15 protein-coding genes are annotated in these 17,850 nt (G+C 65.1%); 6 read left to right on the forward strand and 9 right to left on the reverse strand.

The features are described 5' to 3' along the window. Window positions 1–28: 28 nt before the first annotated feature. The 3 genes from I6F24_RS15060 to I6F24_RS15070 all read left to right on the forward strand — a co-directional run bounded on the left by I6F24_RS15060 (window position 29) and on the right by I6F24_RS15070 (window position 5,334). A complete protein-coding gene (locus I6F24_RS15060) occupies window positions 29–778 on the forward strand; it encodes a DUF2470 domain-containing protein (protein WP_225134029.1) in 750 nt (249 codons plus the stop codon). A gap of 64 nt (window positions 779–842) precedes the next feature. Next, entirely contained in the window at window positions 843–3,431 is a 2,589-nt protein-coding gene (locus I6F24_RS15065) for a CHAT domain-containing tetratricopeptide repeat protein (RefSeq protein ID WP_225150825.1), read from the forward strand. Between the two features lie 286 nt (window positions 3,432–3,717). Then, window positions 3,718–5,334 (forward strand): phosphoenolpyruvate carboxykinase, encoded by a 1,617-nt coding sequence (locus tag I6F24_RS15070; RefSeq protein WP_109145474.1) that lies wholly within the window; start codon window positions 3,718–3,720, stop codon window positions 5,332–5,334. Window positions 5,335–5,510: 176 nt separating this feature from the next. On the opposite strand, the gene I6F24_RS15075 is transcribed toward I6F24_RS15070, so the two are convergent. After that, window positions 5,511–6,326, reverse strand: a complete 816-nt coding sequence (locus I6F24_RS15075; RefSeq protein ID WP_036041827.1) for a thioesterase family protein — start codon at window positions 6,324–6,326, stop codon at window positions 5,511–5,513. Window positions 6,327–6,549: 223 nt separating this feature from the next. Further along, window positions 6,550–9,066: a glycogen/starch/alpha-glucan phosphorylase gene (locus I6F24_RS15080; protein ID WP_109145472.1), complete on the reverse strand. Its 2,517-nt coding sequence runs from the start codon at window positions 9,064–9,066 to the stop codon at window positions 6,550–6,552. Between the two features lie 202 nt (window positions 9,067–9,268). Here I6F24_RS15080 and I6F24_RS15085 point away from each other — a divergent pair, with 202 nt between their 5' ends. Continuing rightward, a complete protein-coding gene (locus tag I6F24_RS15085) occupies window positions 9,269–9,502 on the forward strand; it encodes a hypothetical protein (RefSeq protein WP_057027807.1) in 234 nt (77 codons plus the stop codon). A 23-nt stretch (window positions 9,503–9,525) separates the two neighbouring features. Here the strand turns inward: I6F24_RS15085 and I6F24_RS15090 are convergent, their stop codons facing one another. After that, complete coding sequence (locus I6F24_RS15090; protein WP_036041864.1) at window positions 9,526–10,389, reverse strand: LysR substrate-binding domain-containing protein; 864 nt, start codon at window positions 10,387–10,389, stop codon at window positions 9,526–9,528. Window positions 10,390–10,498: 109 nt separating this feature from the next. Between I6F24_RS15090 and I6F24_RS15095 the strand changes: the two genes are divergently transcribed. Further along, window positions 10,499–11,410 (forward strand): DMT family transporter, encoded by a 912-nt coding sequence (locus I6F24_RS15095; protein WP_036014164.1) that lies wholly within the window; start codon window positions 10,499–10,501, stop codon window positions 11,408–11,410. Between the two features lie 115 nt (window positions 11,411–11,525). On the opposite strand, the gene I6F24_RS15100 is transcribed toward I6F24_RS15095, so the two are convergent. The 6 genes from I6F24_RS15100 to I6F24_RS15125 form a co-directional block, all read right to left on the reverse strand. After that, on the reverse strand, window positions 11,526–12,296 hold the full coding sequence (locus tag I6F24_RS15100) for a TIGR02186 family protein (protein WP_225150827.1): 771 nt from the start codon (window positions 12,294–12,296) through the stop codon (window positions 11,526–11,528). Then, a complete protein-coding gene (locus I6F24_RS15105) occupies window positions 12,293–13,210 on the reverse strand; it encodes a sulfite exporter TauE/SafE family protein (RefSeq protein ID WP_057027507.1) in 918 nt (305 codons plus the stop codon). The genes I6F24_RS15100 and I6F24_RS15105 overlap by 4 nt, the downstream gene beginning before the upstream one ends. 196 nt (window positions 13,211–13,406) lie before the next feature. Next, a complete protein-coding gene (locus tag I6F24_RS15110; RefSeq protein ID WP_036014158.1) occupies window positions 13,407–14,342 on the reverse strand; it encodes a transporter substrate-binding domain-containing protein in 936 nt (311 codons plus the stop codon). Window positions 14,343–14,431: 89 nt separating this feature from the next. Next, window positions 14,432–15,022, reverse strand: coding sequence for an SCO family protein (locus I6F24_RS15115; RefSeq protein WP_225134023.1), 591 nt, complete (start codon window positions 15,020–15,022; stop codon window positions 14,432–14,434). 24 nt (window positions 15,023–15,046) lie between these two features. Then, window positions 15,047–15,241: a hypothetical protein gene (locus I6F24_RS15120; protein ID WP_036014155.1), complete on the reverse strand. Its 195-nt coding sequence runs from the start codon at window positions 15,239–15,241 to the stop codon at window positions 15,047–15,049. A gap of 145 nt (window positions 15,242–15,386) precedes the next feature. Next, the gene (locus I6F24_RS15125; RefSeq protein ID WP_036014153.1) at window positions 15,387–15,908 is read right to left on the reverse strand and encodes a hypothetical protein; all 522 of its coding nucleotides are present in this window, start codon (window positions 15,906–15,908) and stop codon (window positions 15,387–15,389) included. 281 nt (window positions 15,909–16,189) lie between these two features. On the opposite strand from I6F24_RS15125, the gene I6F24_RS15130 reads away from it, so the two are divergent. Continuing rightward, window positions 16,190–17,848 (forward strand): FAD-binding dehydrogenase, encoded by a 1,659-nt coding sequence (locus tag I6F24_RS15130; protein ID WP_036026461.1) that lies wholly within the window; start codon window positions 16,190–16,192, stop codon window positions 17,846–17,848. The last annotated feature ends 2 nt before the right edge of the window (window positions 17,849–17,850 follow it).

Raw genomic sequence — 17,850 nt, forward strand, 5'->3', positions numbered from 1 at the left:
CTTGCAACCACCTGAGCCGAGAAAGCCGATGCAACCGACCCCCGATTTCGACCCCGCAAAGCTCGCCAAATCGCTGCTGAGGCGGTCCCGGCAGGGGGCTCTGGCGACGCTGATGGCCGGCAGCGGCGATCCCTATTGTTCCCTGGTCAATCTGGCCAGCCATCCCGACGGCTCGCCGATCCTGTTGATCTCGCGCCTCGCCGTGCACACCAAGAACGTCCTCGCGGACTCCAGGGTCTCGCTGATGCTGGACGAGCGCGCGGCCGGCGATCCCCTGGAAGGCGCCCGGATCATGCTGTCCGGCCGGGCCGAGGAGGCCGATTCCAACAAGGATCTGCTCCAGCGACGGTATCTGAGTGCTCATCCCTCGGCAGAAGGCTTTGTTTCCTTTAAGGATTTCTCCTTCTTCCGGATCCGGCCCACGGGAACACATCTGGTCGCCGGCTTTGGCCGGATCGTCGACCTCAAGCCGGAGCAATTCCTGACGGACCTCACCGGCGCCGAGGACCTGCTGGCGGCGGAGGAGGGCGCCGTCGAGCACATGAACGCCGACCATCGCGACGCCCTCAATCTTTATGCCACGAAGCTGCTCGGCGCCACCGAGGGCGACTGGCGCTGTACCGGCTGTGATCCTGAAGGCCTCGACATGCAGGTCGGCCAGGCAACGCTGCGGCTGGACTTCCCGGAGCGGGTGACGGATGGCACGGCGCTTCGCAAGATGCTGGTCCGTCTCGCTGGCGAAGCGCGCACGAAGGTGGACCAGGGCGCAACCGCTTGAACGCGGCTACCGATCGCCGCGACCCATGACCGTGATGGTTTTCGGGCTCGCAGCGAGAGGGGTCATGACGCGTCAACGTTTGGCATGGACGGCGGCTCTCGCGCTCGCCATCACCACCTTGCTCGCCACGCCAGCCCTTGCGCAGAAAGGTCTCGCCGCCGAGAGCGCGCGGCTCACCGCGCTCATCGGTGCCGGAAAATATTCGGAAGCGCTGCCGTTGGCGCAGGCGATGGTCGCCAGCCTGGAGAAGGACAACGGCCGCGATCTCTCGGGCGCGTTGAACAATCTCGGCCAGGTCCATGCCGGTCAGGGACGGGACGATCTGGCTGAGCCGCTCTACAAGCGCGCGATCGCACTCATGGAAAAATCGCTCGGCTCCGACAACGCCCTGGTTGCGGCCGAGCTGACCAATCTTGCCGCGCTCTATCAGCGGCAGGGTCGCTTCGCAGAGGCCGAGCCGCTGTTCAAGCGTGCACTTGCCGTGCGCGAGAAGGCGCTGCCGCGCGAGCATCCCGACGTCGGTCAATCCCTCAACAATATCGCCACGCTCTACGCCAAGCAGCAGCGTCCGGCCGATGCCGAGCCACTGTTCCGCCGTGCGCTCGCGATCTATCAGAAGGCTGCCGGTCCCGAGCATCCCGCGGTCGCCACGGTCCTGAACAACATCGGACAGGTCGAGCGCGACCTCAATCGCGACGCCGGTGCCGAAGCGCCGATCAAGCGCTCGCTCGCGATCCGCGAAAAGGTGCTGGGGCCTGAACACCCCGACGTCGCGCGCTCGCTCAATAATCTCGCCGGGCTCTACCAGCACCAGCAGCGTTTTGCCGATGCCGAGCCGCTGTATCGTCGCGCGCTGGCGATCCGCGAACGCGCGCTCGGGCCGGATCACCCTGATGTTGCGACTTCGACGAGCAATCTTGCCGACTTTCTGCAGGCGACGGGGCGGACGGCGGATGCCTTGCCGTTGGCGCAGAAGACGCTTGCGGCCAATCGTGCGCAGCTGCGCGTCGTGCTGCCGATCCTGTTCGCGGCACGGCAGCAATCGCTGCTGGAGAGCGAGAAGGCGCTCGACGATGCGCTTGCTGCGATCCAGCGCGGCACGCAATCCTCTGCCGCTTCTGCCGTGAACAAGCTCGCGGTGCGGCTCGCCGCCGGCAGCGACCGGCTCGCCGAGCTCGTGCGCAAGGATCAGGATCTCGCGGCCGAGTCGGAAGCGCTCGACAAGGCGATCATCGCTGCGGTGTCGAAGCCATCGGCGCAGCGCGACGTCGCGGCCGAGCAGCGCAGCCGCGTGCGGATTGCGGCGATCGCGGGCGCGCGCAATGGATTGCAGAAGACGCTCGCCGTCGAGTTTCCCGACTATTCCTCGCTATCCAACCCGCTGCCGCTGACCGTCAAGGACATCCAGCCGCTGCTGGCGTCCGACGAGGCGATGGTGGTCTATTCCGTCGTCGACAGGCGGAGCTATGTCGTCGCGATCACGCGCGAGAGCGTCGACTGGAAGGAGATTCCGCTCGGAGCGGACGCGGTCGCACAGAAGGTCACGGCCTTCCGCAGGGGGCTCGATGTCGGCAAGGCGCGCGATGCATCCGGCAAATCGGGATTGTTCGACCTCGGTCTTGCCAACGAGCTCTATGTCGCGCTGCTCGGCCCGGTTGAGGCGCTGACCAAGGACAAGCGCAACCTGCTGGTCGTGCCGTCGGCGGCATTGACCGCATTGCCGTTTCATCTGCTGGTCACAGAGAAGCCACAGGCTGCGATCCCGGACCGGCTCGAGGGCTATCGCAGTGCTGCCTGGCTGCTGCGGCGTCAGGCCGTTTCGGTCCTGCCGTCAGTGATCAGCCTGAAATCGCTGCGCGCTTTTGCCCGCAGGGATCAAAGCGTCAAGCCGATGACCGGTTTCGGCGATCCCGTGTTCAACCCTGCAGCCGAAGGGCCTGCCGACCGGCGTGCCGCGAACGGCAAGGTCGCCGCACGCAGCATCGCGACGATCGCCTATGCCGACTTCTGGCGCGGCGCGGGCGTGGATCGTGCGCGGCTGGCCCAGGCGCTGCCGCAGCTGCCCGATACCGCCGACGAATTGAACGCGGTGGCGAGGGACGTCGGCGCTGCCGAGGCTGACATCCATCTCGGCCGCGACGCCAGCGAAACGACGCTCAAGCGTGCAGCGCTTGCCCAATACGGCATCATCTACTTTGCCACCCACGGCCTCGTCGCCGGCGATGTCAAGGGATTGGGGGAGCCCTCGCTGGCGCTCTCCATCCCCGACCAGCCGACGGAGCTCGACGATGGTCTTCTCACCGCGAGCGAAGTGGCCCAGCTCAAGCTCAATGCCGATTGGGTTGTGCTGTCTGCCTGCAACACCATCGCGGGCGACAAGCCCGGTGCCGAGGCGTTGTCGGGATTGGCGCGCTCGTTCTTCTACGCAGGTGCTCGCGCGCTCCTGGTGTCGCATTGGGCCGTGGATTCGGAGGCTGCGACCCGCTTGACAACGTCGACGTTCGAGCTGCTGAAGAACGAGCCAAAGCTCGGCCGCGCCGAAGCCTTGCGCCGCGCGATGTTAACCTATCTCGACGACGCCTCGTCGCCGCGCAACGCTTATCCCGCGATGTGGGGACCGTTCGCGTTGATCGGAGAGGGCGAGGTAAGATAGGGGTGTTGACGCAGTGATTGTGCGTCGCAATAACCGGACATAACGCGCAGATGTGCATTTGGTTGCGCGATCATCCGCACTTTCTCGATGCGGCCTTACAGAGCTGACATGCGCGGCGTTTGGCGCGGTCCTTGAATAAACCAAATCCTGCGGGATCAGCTTGGCAACGCCTGCGTTCATCATTATTAGGTCGTTCAGCCGAGGCCGAACGGCCCATATTCACGGTGATCGCGACGGCGCCAAACTTGGCCGCGCTTGATGTCGCGGGTTCTAGGAGGGATTTTTCGTGCAAGAGACGGGCGTGCGCAACGGTGCCTTCGGCGCCGACAAATTCGGCTTAAAGAATCTCAAGCAGGTTCACTGGAATCTGGGTGCGCCACAACTCTATCAATACTCGCTGGCAGCGGGTGAGGCGGTGCTCTCCGCCGACGGCGCGCTCTGCGCCGACACCGGCGAGTTCACCGGGCGCAGCCCGAAGGACAAGTTCACGGTGCGCGACGCCACCACCGACAAGAAGATGTGGTGGGCCGGCAACCAGTCGATCACCGCAGAGCAATTCGAGACGCTCTACCAGGACTTCCTCAAGCACGCCGAAGGCAAGCGCCTGTTCGCGCAGGACCTCTATGGCGGCGCCGACCCGGCCTACCGGATCAAGACGCGCGTCTTCACCGAGCTCGCCTGGCACTCGCTGTTCATCCGCACGCTGCTGATCCGCCCCGAGGCGATCGAGCTGCCGACCTTCGTGCCGGAGCTCACCATCATCGACATGCCGAGCTTCCGCGCCGATCCTAAACGCCATGGCTGCCGCTCGGAGAACGTGGTCGCGATCGATTTCGCCCGCAAGATCGTCCTGATCGGCGGGTCTTATTATGCCGGCGAGATGAAGAAGTCGGTCTTCACGACCCTGAATTATTATCTGCCCGAGCGCGGTGTGATGCCGATGCACTGCTCGGCAAATGTCGGCGCCAAGGGCGACACCGCGATCTTCTTCGGCCTGTCGGGCACCGGCAAGACGACGCTGTCGGCCGATCCCAACCGCACCCTGATCGGCGACGACGAGCACGGCTGGGGCCCGAACGGCGTCTTCAATTTCGAAGGCGGCTGCTACGCCAAGTGCATCAAGCTGTCGCAGGAAGCCGAACCTGAGATCTATGCCGCCTCGACCCGCTTCGGCGCGGTGCTCGAGAACTGCGTGCTCGATGAGGACACCCGCGTCGTCGATTTCGACGACGGCTCCAAGACCGAGAACACGCGTTCGGCCTATCCGCTCGACTTCATCCCGAACGCCTCGCGCACCGGCCGCGCGCCGCAGCCGAAGAACGTGGTGATGCTGGCCGCCGACGCCTTCGGCGTGCTGCCGCCGATCGCCAAGCTCTCGCCGGCGCAGGCGATGTATCACTTCCTGTCCGGCTACACCGCCAAGGTCGCCGGCACCGAGCGCGGCCTCGGCAACGAGCCGCAGCCGGAATTCTCGACCTGCTTCGGCTCGCCCTTCCTGCCGCTCGATCCATCCGTCTACGGCAACATGCTGCGCGACCTCATCGCCCAGCACAATGTCGATTGCTGGCTGGTCAACACCGGGTGGACCGGCGGCAAGTATGGTGTCGGCTCGCGCATGCCGATCAAGGTGACGCGCGCGCTGCTCACCGCCGCGCTCGACGGCTCGCTTCGCAACGTCGAATTCCGCACCGACAAGTATTTCGGCTTTGCGGTCCCGACCGCGCTGCCGGGGGTGCCGGCCGAGATCCTCAACCCGGTCAACACCTGGAAGGACAAGGACGAGTTCGACAAGACCGCCCGCGCCCTGGTCGGCATGTTCCAGAAGAATTTTGCCAAGTTCGAAGCACAGGTGGACGCCGAGGTGCGCGCGGCTGCCCCGGACGTGAAGCTGGCCGCGGAGTAAGGTCGCTCGGTCTTGGATGCGAAGAGGGCGGCCTCGCGGCCGCCCTTTTTTGCTTGTGGCGAGATCCCTCCACCGTCATTGCGAGGAGCCCTTGCGACGAAGCAATCCAGACCGCCTCCGCGGAAAGATCTCTGAATTGCTTCGCTGCGCTCGCAATGACGAGTTCGCGGAAGCAGCTACGCCTTGAAATACGCGATCTGCGTCGTGGTCGCGAGCAGCCGGCCGTTCGGCGACCACAGCTCGGCGTTCTGGTCGGCGTAGCTCTTGTGCATGATCTTCGAATCGGCCGTCGCCAGCACGCGCGTGATGTCTTCAGCCGCGAGCTCCTCGGCGTCGGTGTGGAAATAGGTCGTCAGCGACACCGTGCCGAATGGCACCAGCTCGCGCCTTGCGTGGAAAATGCGGCCGAAGAAGGCGTCTGACATCGACATCAGCGACAGCATGTCGAGCTTGCGCGGCGTGCGGTCGCTGATCCAGATCTTCGAATAGGTGCTGGCGGGCTCGGCCTGCGGCGGGCCGATCCGCATCTCGCCCTCGACGAAGCGGAATTCGTACTGGTTGGCCCAGGATGCCGAGATCTTCGGGAATGGCAGCGTCTCCTCGAACGGCTTGGCGTCCGGATATTGCGCTACCCTGTGCTCCCAGGACGGACGGCGTTCGGCGAACACGGCGGTGGCGAGCGTTGCGACCTCGCCGCCGCCCTGGCTGAGCTCGACGCTCCAGTGCTGGCTGGAGCGGTTGGCCTTGACGAGGCGCACGTCGAGATCGAACGGACCCTTGGCGATCGGCGCGCAATAATTGACGGTGAGGGCGAGCGGATCGCCGGCGGCTTGCGGATGCTCGATCAGCGCCCGCAAAATGGTCGCGGCGGTGGCGCCGCCGAACGGGCCGACAAAGGCCCAGTAATCGTCGCTGGTGTGCCCCTGCCAGCTAGAGTCACCGGCGGTGACGCGCGTGGCCTCGTCGAAGGGATGCGGGAGCTTGGCGTGCATTGTTGGTCCTCGATGCCTCCACAGCCGTCATTGAGCGTAGCGAAGCAATCCAGACTGTCTCCGCGGAAAGATTCTGGATTTCTTCACTGCGCTCGCAATGACGGCGGTTGAGGTTGCGGCGTCGTGTCACAACGCCGCTTAGGGGATGATGACGATCATATCATCATCCCTCGCGAAGGATGCAATAACCTCGCAGGTAAGGCCGCTTCCACGCCGCGGAAAATCAGCCCGCGGCGTCGCGCAGGTTCGGCAGCAGCGGCGTGGTCGGATTGACCGGCACGTTCCAGATCTCCTCGGCATATTCGCGGATGGTGCGGTCCGAGGAGAACCAGGCCATGCGCGCGACATTGAGGATCGAGGCGCGGGTCCAGGCCGGCGCCACCTGCCAGCGCGCATCGACCGCGCGCTGCGCCTCGTAGTAGGAATCGAAATCGGCGCTCACCATGTAATGGTCGAGGTAACGCAGCGCGTGCGCGATGGATTCGAAACGGCCGGGGTCGCCGGGCGAGAACTCGCCGGCGCCGATCGCGTTGATGGCACGCTGCAGCTTCGGCGACCGGCGGATCACGTCGGAAGCATCCAGCCCCTGCTTGCGCCGGATCATCACGTCGCCGGCTTCCATGCCGAAGATCGCGATATTCTCCGCGCCGACATGGTCGCGGATCTCGATATTGGCGCCGTCGAGCGTGCCGATGGTGATGGCCCCGTTCAGCGCCAGCTTCATGTTGCCGGTGCCGGAGGCTTCCATGCCCGCGGTGGAGATCTGCTCGGACAGATCGGCGGCGGGAATGATCACCTCGGCGAGGCTGACATTGTAGTCGGGCAGGAACACGACCTTGAGCTTGCCGCCGATCGCCGGATCGTTGTTGACGATCTCGGCGACGTCGTTGATCAGCTTGATGATCAGCTTGGCGTAGCGATAGCTCGCGGCCGCCTTGCCCGCGAAGATCTTCACCCGCGGCACCCAATTGCCGTTGGGCTCGTCCTTGATGGCCTGGTACAGCGCGACCGTTTCGATGACATTGAGCAACTGGCGCTTGTATTCGTGGATGCGCTTGATCTGCACGTCGAACAATGCGCCCGGGTCGACCCTGATGCCGAGCCGTTCGCCGATCAGGCGGGCGAGCTGGGCCTTGTTGTGGTGTTTGACGCTGCGGAACTTCTTCTGGAACTCGACGTCGCTGGCGCGCGCCTCGATCAGCGAGAGCTGGGTCGGATCGTCGAGCACGGCATCGCCGCAGCTCTCGCGCAACAAATCCGTCAGCTTCGGGTTCGCCAGCATCAGCCAGCGTCGGAAGGTGATGCCGTTGGTCTTGTTGGTGATGCGTCCGGGATAGAGATGGTTGAGGTCGTGGAACACGGTCTCGCGCATCAGGTCCGAATGCATCGCCGAGACCCCGTTGATGCGGTGCGAGCCGACGAAGGCGAGTTGGCCCATGCGCACGCGGCGGCCGCTCTTCTCGTCGATCAGCGACACTGAGGCGCGGAAGTCGATGTCGCCCGGGCAGCGCGCTTCGGCGAGCGCCAGATGCTGCACGTTGATGCGGTAGATGATCTCCAGATGCCGCGGCAGCAGCCGCTCGAACAGCTCGACCGGCCAGGTCTCCAGCGCCTCCGGCAGCAGCGTGTGGTTGGTGTAGGAGAGGGTGGCGACCGTGATCTTCCAGGCCTCGTCCCAGCGGAAATTGTGGAGGTCGACGAGGATCCGCATCAGCTCGGTGACGGCAAGGCTCGGATGGGTGTCGTTGAGCTGCACCGCGACCTTGCCGGCGAGGTTGCGCAGCTGGCCGTCGGAGGCGAGATGCCGCTTCACCAGGTCCTGGAGCGAGGCGGAGACGAAGAAATATTCCTGGCGCAGCCGCAGCTCGCGGCCCGCCGGGCTCTCGTCGTTCGGATAGAGGAACTTGCAGATCGCCTCCGCGCGCGCCTGCTCGGCGCTGGCGCTGACGTAATCGCCTTTGTTGAAGGCATCGAGCTTGAGCGGATCGGGCGAGCGCGCCGACCACAGCCGCAGCGCGTTGACGTGGTGGCCGCGCCAGCCGACGATTGGCGTGTCATAGGCGATTGCCTGCACGGTTTCAGCAGGATGCCAGATCGAGCGGTCGCGGCCCTTGTCGTCGACATGCTCGACGCCGCCGCCGAAATTGACGTCGTAGATCACCTCGGGCCGTTGCAATTCCCAGGGATTGCCGAAGCTCAGCCATTCGTCGGGATATTCCTGCTGCCAGCCCTGATTGATGATCTGGCGGAACAGACCGTAATCGTAGCGGATGCCGTAGCCGATCGCGGGGATCGACAGCGTCGCCATGCTCTCCATGAAGCAGGCGGCGAGCCTGCCGAGGCCGCCATTGCCGAGCGCCGCATCCGGCTCGCATTTGCGCAGCTCCGGCAGCGAGACGCCGAGATCGCCGAGCGCGACCTCGAAGATCTTGAGCAGGCCCATGTTGTTGAGCGCGTCGGTGAAGAGCCGGCCGATCAGGAATTCGAGCGAGAGATAGTAAACCCGCTTGCGGCCCGCGTCGTAGCTGTGCTTCTCGGCCGTGAGCCAGCGATGCACGATGCGGTCGCGCAGCGCGAGCGCCGCGGCCTGGTACCAATCGTGCCTGGTCGCCATGCCAGCGTCCTTGCCGATGGCAAGGCGCAGCTTCGCCAGGATTGCGCCCTTGATCTCGGCCAGCGCGAGTTCGTCGATGGGCTGCCCGGGGGCCGGATAACTGGGCTGGAACGATGAATCCTGCAAAGCCGTTACTTCCTAGGTCGAAACAACTCTTAACTCTACGCGTCTGCCCTTGCACCGGAACTGTCGCCCGCGTGGCCGTGCACTGCGCTGGCGCAAATTTATGCAAGGAATGGGCCGAATTGGGAACCCGGAGGAGCACGGAGAAACCCAGATTCGGTGCTAGATTACGAAAGATTCAGCCATCAGTGTGGAGAAGCGGACCGTGAGACTGCTGATCGAAATCGCCACTGCGGCCCTGCTCGTCGTCTGCATCAGCGCCACCAGTGCGGCGTTTGCCGCCGGCACGACCGGTCGCAGCGCCGATGGCCTCAGCTGCGGCTTCACAGCGCCGCAGAAGGCGTCGCCCGCAGCCCGCTGCGCTGCGATCAAGCGCCAATGCGGCGGCAAGTTCTACGCAAGCGCGTGCGGCGACAAGCTGATATCCGCAGCGAATTGAGAGCCGTAGGAGCTTTGGCGAGCTCAAGCCGCCTTGCTCTGCACCGCATCGCAAAACTCCGCGAGACGGTCCGCAAGCCGCAGCGTCGCCGGGCTCGCATCCGGCGAAGCCATCAGTGCAACCTCGGTCTTGTTGATCGGCGCAAAGCCGTCCTTCGCCGTCAGCACGCGGTGGTCGGTCTGGATCGCCATCTCCGACAGGATGCTAAGGCCCATGCCGGCGGCGACCGCGGCCTGAATGCCGGCGAGGCTCGATGAGGTGTAGGCGGTGTGCCAAGCGCGGCCGGCCGTTTCCAGCGCGTGGATGGCGCCGGCGCGGTAGATGCAGCCGAGCGGAAAGCCGATCAGCGGCACCGACGGCACGTTGACGTCGACCGGGTGGCTCTTGCTGGTGACCCAGTGCACCCGCTCCGGCCACACCGCGATCGCGTCCTTCGCGCCAGCCTCGCGCTTGTAGAGCGCAAGGTCGAGCTCGCCGCGTTGGAGATCGCGGGCGAGATGCTTGCTCTGGTCGGCGCGCACGTCCAGCCGCAATCCCGGATGCGAGCGCGAGAACGCGCCCAGCAGTTTTGCCAGCCGGTACGCGGCAAAGTCCTCGGGGATGCCGAGCCGGATCGCGCCTTCGCTATCAGGCTGGCGCAGCACGTCGCGCGCCTCCTCGGCCAGCGAGAGCAATCGCCGCGCATAGGACAGCAGCCGCTCGCCGGCCTCGGTCGGGCGCACGTCCTTGCCGTCGCGGTGCAGCAGCACCTGACCGACATCCTCCTCCAGCCGCTTGATCTGCTGACTCACGGTCGATTGCGTGCGGTGGACGCGCTCGCCGGCGCGGGTGAAGCCGCCGGCCTCGACCACCGAGACGAAGCTGCGCAGCAGCTCGAGATCGAGCACGGCCGCCTCCATTAAGAAATCCACTGGGCGCGAGTTAATCATTTAATTTCCAAATGGCAAGCGGCCTCCCTAGATCGAGGGCAGAAAAAAACATCCGAGAATGCCCCTCATGTCGCTCGCCAGCTCGCTTCCCGCCCCCCGCAGCCGCTTCAACACATTGCCGCTCGCGATCGGCCTGTTCTGCCTGCTCTGGAGCTACGCCTTCATCGCTGGCAAGATCGGCGTCACCCATTGCCCGCCGCTGATCCTGCTCGCCGCGCGCTTCTCGCTCGCGGGTATCTTGATCCTGGGCGCCACGTTGATCCGCGGCGAAGCCTGGTCGTTGTCGTGGCGCGATGCCGCGATCTTCGCGTTGCTCGGCATCGCCAACAATGCGCTCTATCTCGGCCTCGGCTACACCGGCCTGCAATCGGTCTCCGCCGGCCTCGGCGGCCTGATCGTGTCAGCCAATCCGGTGTTCACCGCGGGCCTTGCCGCGCTGCTGCTCGGCGAAGGCATGACCTGGCGCAAGGCGAGCGGCCTCTTGCTCGGCATCATCGGCGTGACCGCAATCGTCTGGCACCGCCTGTCGGTCGGCACCGATTCGCTGCACGGCATCGTTTTCACGCTGGCCTCGCTCGCTTCGATCGTGGCCGGCACCATCCTGTTCAAGCTGCTGGCGCCGAAGGGATCCCTGTGGATCGGCAATGGCGTGCAGAACCTCGCGGCCGGCATCGTACTGACACCGGTCGCGCTCACCTTCGCCGATGTCGACGCGATCGACTATACGCCGAGCCTGATCGGCGCCTTCGCCTTTCTCGTGCTCGGCGGCTCGATCATCGCTTCTTGGCTCTGGTTTCGTCTCTTGAAGACGTGTGGCGCCACCGCCGCCAGCGCCTATCATTTCCTGATGCCGCCGCTCGGCATGCTGTTCGCATTCCTCGTCCTCGGCGAGCACATCGAGGCGCGCGACCTGCTTGGCATCATTCCGGTCGCGCTCGGCATCTATCTGGTGACGCGGCCGGCGAAGGCGGTGGTGTAGGTGGAGGCCCCGCTGTTCACTATCGTCATTGCGAGGAGCTCTTGCGACGAAGCAATCCAGACTGCCGCAGCGGAGGCAGTCTGGATTGCTTCGCTGCGCTCGCAATGACGGGGGGCTAGTCCTTCCTGAACACGATCGAGGCCATCCACCCCGTCATCAGCGCCATCGCAACGGTGGCGAGGCCGTAGATCAGGCCATTCTGGCGGGCAGTGGTGGCGACGAACTGCTCGAAGCCGACCTTGACGATCTCGAACGCGGTCTCGGTCTTGCCGATGAACGCGCCGTTGGCGAACAGCTTGATCTCGATCTCATAGGTGCCGATCGGCACCTCCGCAGGCAGCGGAATGCCGGTGCGGAACAGCGTCGGCGTCAGGAACGTGACCACGCTTCCGTCTTCGCGGTAGAGCCCGCGCTGGGTGCGCAGGCGAATGAAGGCCGAGCGGAACGCATCGTTGGGCACCACGTCGGCAAAGTCGCCGCTGACCCGCTGCGTCAGCAGCACGTTGTTGAGCCCGATCTGCTGCCGCCGCGCGATCTCGGGCGAGGTGATGGCGTCGAGCGGGCGGTTGGCGAACAGCGCGAGATAGCTCGGCACCTGCAGGAATTGGCGGTAGTCGGTGTTGATCCAGATGCCGAAGGTGCGCTCCTTCCGCCGCGTCACCATGTCGGCGCGCGGGCCCATCACGGTGACGACGAGGTCGTAGGCCGTGCGGTCCGCGGGCGTCGTCGCATCCTTCTCGACCGAGCCGAACAGCACCAGCTCCTCGCCGGAATAGTTCGGCGTCACCGTGACCCGGTGATTCGAGACCGACACAATCAGCCGCTCGGCCCGCGCGGCGCCGCCGAGCAGCAGGACGAGGACGATCGCGAGAAGCATGCGCCTCATCGGCTCGCTCCGAGCTCACGGATGGTGAAGAGATCGGAGGGCTGGATCACCAGCTCGATCGCGAAGCGGATTCCGACCGAGAGGATGAGCAAGCCCAGCAGCAGCCGCAGCTGCTCGCCGCGGATCTTCTGGCCGGCACGGGCGCCGAACTGCGCGCCGGTGACGCCGCCGACCATCAGGATCAGCGCCAGCACGGCATCGACGAGGTGATTGGTCGCCGCGTGCAGCATGGTCGCGAACAGCATGGTGACGACGGTGAGAACCATCGAGGTCCCGATCACCGTCGAGGTCGGCACCCTCAAGAGATAGATCATGATCGGCACCAGGATGAAGCCGCCGCCTATACCCATGATGGCGCCGATGAAACCGATCACGATGCCGACGATCACCACGGGGATGACCGAGAGATAGATCTTCGAGCGCTTGAACCGCATCTTCAGCGGCAGGCCGTGGATCCAGTTGTGGGTGCGGCGCGGCGGCAGCGCCCCGCGCCGAGTCCGCATCAAGGCGCGCAATCCTTCCGAGAACATCAGGCTGCCGACCGTGGTGAGCAGCACGACGTAGGAGAGCGCGATCATCAGATCGAGCTGGCCGAGCGCGCGCAGCTGGGTGAAGGTCCAGACGCCGAGCGTCGTGCCGGTCACGCCGCCGCATAACAAGACGCTCGCCAGCGCCGGATCGATCGCGCGCCGCCGCCAATAGGAGAGGGCGCCGGAAAAGGAGGAGGCCGCGATGTGGCTCGCCACGGAGGCCACCGCGACCGCCGGCGTGATGCCGATGAAGATCAAAAGCGGCGTCATCAGGAAGCCGCCGCCGATGCCGAACATGCCGGAGACGAAGCCGACCGCAGCGCCCATGGCGAGCACCAGGAAGACGTTGACCGGAAGATCGGCGATTGGGAGGTAAAGCTGCATTGAACCTGCGCACCGGCGAGACGGATCGACGAACGCGGAATGCTCGCGGAGAGGACGGAACGATTGCCGCGTCCTTCAATAGCGGAATTCGCGGGCGGGCGGGACCGGGAATTTCAGGCGTGGTGAATGGGTATGACGCGCGCGTGATGATCTCTGCGATCGTCCGCACTCCCGCTGCAGGCGGAGAGGCGAAAGGTCAGAACGGACTGACCGAGAAATACCGTAGCCAGAGATCGGTGTAGCGGCCTTTTTCCCAGATCCGGAACATCGCCCAGTTCAGGGCCTGGCGCAGCACGTCGTTACCCTTGCGCACGGCGATGCCGATGCCTTCGCCGAAGAAACGGCTCTCGACGAATGGGCCGCCGGAGAAGGCGCAGCAATCGGCCGAATCCGTGCCGTTGATCCAGAACGCCAGCGAGATGGCGTCGCCGAAGATGAAGTCGACCTCACCTCTGCGCAGAGCTGCGCGCATCGCATCGTCATTGGGGTAGGCGTGCAGCTCGGCGTCGGTGAACATCGCCTTGAGATACGCCTCGTGCGCCGAGCCGGCGATGGCGCCGACCTTCTTGCCCTCGAGATATTCGGGGCGGATCTCCGGCATCACCGCATCCTTGCGCGAGACGAAGCGCGCCGGCACGCGATAATAGGGATCGGTGAAGTCGACGCGGGCGCGCAGCTGCGGGCTCACCGCCATGGAGGCGATGATGGCATCGCCCCGGTTGGAGGTGAGCGCATCGACCAGCGTCTCGAAACGCCGCATCTGCACCGTGCAGGTGACCTTGATCTCCTCGCACAGGGCGCGGGCGAAATCGACGTTGAAGCCGGCCGGATTGCCGTCCGCACCGGTGTAGTTGAACGGCGGATAGTCGGTCTCGGTCAGGAAGCGGATCACGGTCAGGCGGGACAGGTCCGGCCGTTCGGGGCGCCGGCGCGGGTCCCAGAACCCGGGCACCGCCTGCGGGGCGGCCTGGGGCGCCGCCTGAGGGGTGGTCTGTGGCGCAGCCGGAGGCCGCTTGGCGGGAGCTTGCGCGTTCGCCTCGGTGAGGCCGCCGAGCAGGCAAAGGCCAGCAGCCAGCCCTGCCAGCAAGCCACGGACAGATTTGAGCGATTTCGCCTGTTGCGATGGAGCCATCGGCCGAAGGAATGAATTTCGTCGGGATCGGAGGGCCTTATAGACCATCCCGCCGGGAACGCGAGCGCCGATTGTGGCCAGCGTGAAGCTCAGAGATACCGCTTCAAATCAACCGCTGCCTCTTCCGGCGTCCGCTTCAAATTGAACGGCGAGACGAACCTGCCCTCGCGGTCCATCAGGTAGATCAGCGCGGTGTGGTCCATCGTGTAATCGCCGTCCTTGGTCGGGACCTTTTTGGCATAGACCCGGTAGGAGGAGATCACCTTGGCGGTCTCGGCGGGGTCGCCGGACAGGCCCTGGAGGTGCGGATCGAAGCTCGACAGGTAATCCTTCATCGCGGCCTGCGTGTCGCGCTCGGGATCGACCGAGATGAAGATGGCATTGACCTTGTCGGCGTCCTTGCCCAGCGCGCGCAGCACTTCCGAGATCTCGAACAGCGAGGTCGGGCAGACGTCGGGGCAATGGGTGTAGCCGAAGAAGATCAGGGTCGGCTTGCCCTTCAGGCTCTTGTCGGTGACGGCCTTGCCGTTCTGGTCGGTCAGCTGGAACGGGCCGCCGATCGCGGCCGGCTGTGCCACCTTGCCGACCCCGCCCATGGCCCAGAACATGATCAGGAGCCCGACGACGAGGCTTGTAGCGAAGGCGGTCGCGATCACCAGCGGACGGGTGGCGGAGCTCATGGGCGGAAAACTTCCTGTCGCAGGTCAGAAGCAGGCGGCAAAGCCGGTCCTGATCATTTCGAAGAACACCTGGCTGCCATAGTGGAACCAGAGCGCCAGCGCGCCGATCACGGCGAGACCGCCGATTGCAGCGCCCGCCCACAGCAGCACGGATGGCATCCGCCCGGCAGTGGGCGAATTGTCCGATAGCCGATGTGCCGGGTGCAGCGGTTGAGCCATGACAACGATCGGGACGAAGGCCCCGGTTCCCTGGCTTTCAGATAGGCTTTGCGCCGGCTGCGGGCAAGGCGCCGCCAGCAGGCAAGGCTCCGCCAGCTGGCAAGACGCCGCGGCGGCGCCAAAGGACGCCGCCAGCCTGTGGATGTCAGTGGAGGAGCTGGCCCCGGGCGGATTCGAGCGGCTCCGCTTGCGGGAGCGACCGGCGCGACGGCCTGGTCGTCGAGGCCTGCGCGTCCAGGTAGCACGGCTTGTACATGGCCTGGAGCTGCTTGCCCCTCAGGAAGAGCATCCGCGGGGTGAGGCCGCCCCGCTGGCCGATCCAGCGCCTAATCTGCGAGGGATACATCGCATAGAGCATCTGGGTCGCTTCGGGATTGGTGATGGCGCGGCCGTTGGCGCCGAAATCCCAGGCGGCATGGAAGCCCAGCGTCGCATGCGAGGTCACGCAGATCCGGTCGTGCGGGATAGCACCGAGAACGATGGTACAGGCCGAGGCGCAGAGGCCATCGATGATGACCGTCTCGCCCGATTGCCTGAGGTCCTGGTACTTGTCGACGTAGGTTCCGATCCGGCCGCCGCGGTCATCCGCGATCCGAACCACCGCGTGAGAAGCCCCCATGCCTGCGATCAAGAGAACCGCCGCAAGCAACCCCGTCAGAAAATTCATTTTCCCCCGCCCCAGTCGAATTCGAATCTGTGTGTCAGGTGATGATGCACGGCTAGCGTCGGTCGTAACCGAGGCTTTGTCTAGGCAGGCCTGCTGGCTCAAAACAAATTAAATCCAGTGTTGCGTCCGCGCTGCACCCGGCCGGTCTCCATCCCAAAGTGGAACGAGTTAACGAGGTCTTGCGCGCCATACCCTTGATCTCAGTTGCAACCGCTGGCTTCAATCCGGGCAACTACAGGGGGGAACCCTTGAGGAGGAGAAGAACTTGGAGGGGGAAGCGCATGGTTGAAGAAACGGATGTCATCGTCGTCGGTGCGGGACTGTCGGGCCTCGTTGCCGCCACTGAGATCGCTGATGCGGGCAAGCGCGTGATCGTTATCGACCAGGAAGGCGAGCAGTCGCTGGGGGGCCAGGCGTTCTGGTCGTTCGGCGGATTGTTCCTGGTCGATTCGCCGGAGCAGCGCCGGCTCGGCATCAAGGACTCCTACGAGCTTGCCATGCAGGACTGGCTCGGCACCGCCGGCTTCGACCGCGACGAGGATTTCTGGCCGCGCCAATGGGCCGAAGCCTATGTGGCCTTCGCGGCCGGCGAGAAGCGCGGCTGGCTGCGCGCGATGGGCCATCGCTTCTTTCCCGTGGTCGGCTGGGCCGAGCGCGGCGGATATGATGCGATGGGCCACGGCAATTCGGTGCCGCGCTTCCACGTCACCTGGGGCACCGGCCCGGGCATCGTCGAGCCGTTCGAGCGCCGCGCGCGCGAGGCGATGAAGACCGGCCGATTGATCTTCCGATTCCGCCATCGCGTCGATGCGCTCTCGGTCACCAATGGCACGGTGGATGGCGTCAGCGGCGTCGTTCTTGCGCCTGATGATGCAGAGCGCGGTAAGAGCTCCTCGCGCAACGTGGTTGGTGACTTCGCGTTGAAGGCGCAGGCCGTGATCGTCGCCTCCGGCGGCATCGGCGGCAACCACGAGCTGGTGCGGCAGAACTGGCCGGAGCGGCTCGGTGAGCCCCCGAAGTTCATGATCTCCGGCGTGCCCGAGCATGTCGACGGGCGCATGATAGGCATCACGGAAAAGACCGGCGCACGGCTGATCAATCGCGACCGCATGTGGCACTACGTCGAGGGCATCCAGAACTGGAACCCGATCTGGCCGCGCCACGGCATCCGCATCCTGCCGGGTCCTTCCTCGATGTGGTTCGACGCCACAGGCACGCGGCTGCCGGCGCCGCTATTCCCGGGCTCGGACACGCTCGGCCAGCTCAAATACATCATGTCGACCGGCTACGACTATTCCTGGTTCATCCTGACCCAGAGCATCATCAAGAAAGAGTTTGCGCTGTCGGGCTCGGAGCAGAACCCGGACCTGACCGGCAAGAGCTGGCGCATGACGCTTCGCCGCGCCACCAACAAGGGCGCGCCGGCGCCGGTGGAGGCGTTCAAGAGCCATGGTGTCGACTTCATTGTCCGCGACAAGCTCGATGAGCTCGTTGCGGCCATGAACAAGCTCGCCGGCAGCGATCTCCTCAAGCTCGAGCACATCAGGATGCAGATCGAGGCGCGTGACCGCGAGATCGCCAATCCCTACGTCAAGGATGCGCAGGTCATGAACATCCACAATGCGCGCCGCTATATCGGCGACAAGTTGATCCGCACCGCTTCCCCGCACCGCATCCTCGATCCCGCGCATGGACCGCTGATCGCGGTGAAGCTCAACATCCTCACCCGCAAGACGCTGGGCGGCTTCGAGACCGATCTCGACTCCCGCGTGTTCGGGGAGGAGGGCCGCGTCATTCCCGGCCTTTACGCCGTCGGCGAGGCCGCCGGCTTCGGTGGCGGCGGCGTGCATGGCTATCGCTCGCTGGAAGGCACCTTTCTGGGCGGCTGCCTGTTCTCGGGCCGCAATGCGGGCCGTGCCGCCGCCAAGGCAGTGGGCTAGAC

It is taken from the genome of Bradyrhizobium sp. BRP23, from assembly GCF_020194135.1.
GTDB classification, from domain to species: Bacteria; Pseudomonadota; Alphaproteobacteria; order Rhizobiales; family Xanthobacteraceae; genus Bradyrhizobium; species Bradyrhizobium yuanmingense.

What these genes read in the sequence shown, in the direction of transcription:
- I6F24_RS15060 (WP_225134029.1), top strand. Translation starts at nt 29, where the DNA reads ATGCAACCGACCCCCGATTTCGACCCCGCAAAGCTCGCCAAATCGCTG.
- I6F24_RS15065 (WP_225150825.1), top strand. Translation starts at nt 843, where the DNA reads ATGACGCGTCAACGTTTGGCATGGACGGCGGCTCTCGCGCTCGCCATC.
- I6F24_RS15075 (WP_036041827.1), bottom strand. Translation starts at nt 6,326, where the DNA reads ATGCACGCCAAGCTCCCGCATCCCTTCGACGAGGCCACGCGCGTCACC.
- I6F24_RS15095 (WP_036014164.1), top strand. Translation starts at nt 10,499, where the DNA reads ATGTCGCTCGCCAGCTCGCTTCCCGCCCCCCGCAGCCGCTTCAACACA.
- I6F24_RS15100 (WP_225150827.1), bottom strand. Translation starts at nt 12,296, where the DNA reads ATGAGGCGCATGCTTCTCGCGATCGTCCTCGTCCTGCTGCTCGGCGGC.
- I6F24_RS15105 (WP_057027507.1), bottom strand. Translation starts at nt 13,210, where the DNA reads ATGCAGCTTTACCTCCCAATCGCCGATCTTCCGGTCAACGTCTTCCTG.
- I6F24_RS15110 (WP_036014158.1), bottom strand. Translation starts at nt 14,342, where the DNA reads ATGGCTCCATCGCAACAGGCGAAATCGCTCAAATCTGTCCGTGGCTTG.
- I6F24_RS15115 (WP_225134023.1), bottom strand. Translation starts at nt 15,022, where the DNA reads ATGAGCTCCGCCACCCGTCCGCTGGTGATCGCGACCGCCTTCGCTACA.
- I6F24_RS15120 (WP_036014155.1), bottom strand. Translation starts at nt 15,241, where the DNA reads ATGGCTCAACCGCTGCACCCGGCACATCGGCTATCGGACAATTCGCCC.
- I6F24_RS15125 (WP_036014153.1), bottom strand. Translation starts at nt 15,908, where the DNA reads ATGAATTTTCTGACGGGGTTGCTTGCGGCGGTTCTCTTGATCGCAGGC.
- I6F24_RS15130 (WP_036026461.1), top strand. Translation starts at nt 16,190, where the DNA reads ATGGTTGAAGAAACGGATGTCATCGTCGTCGGTGCGGGACTGTCGGGC.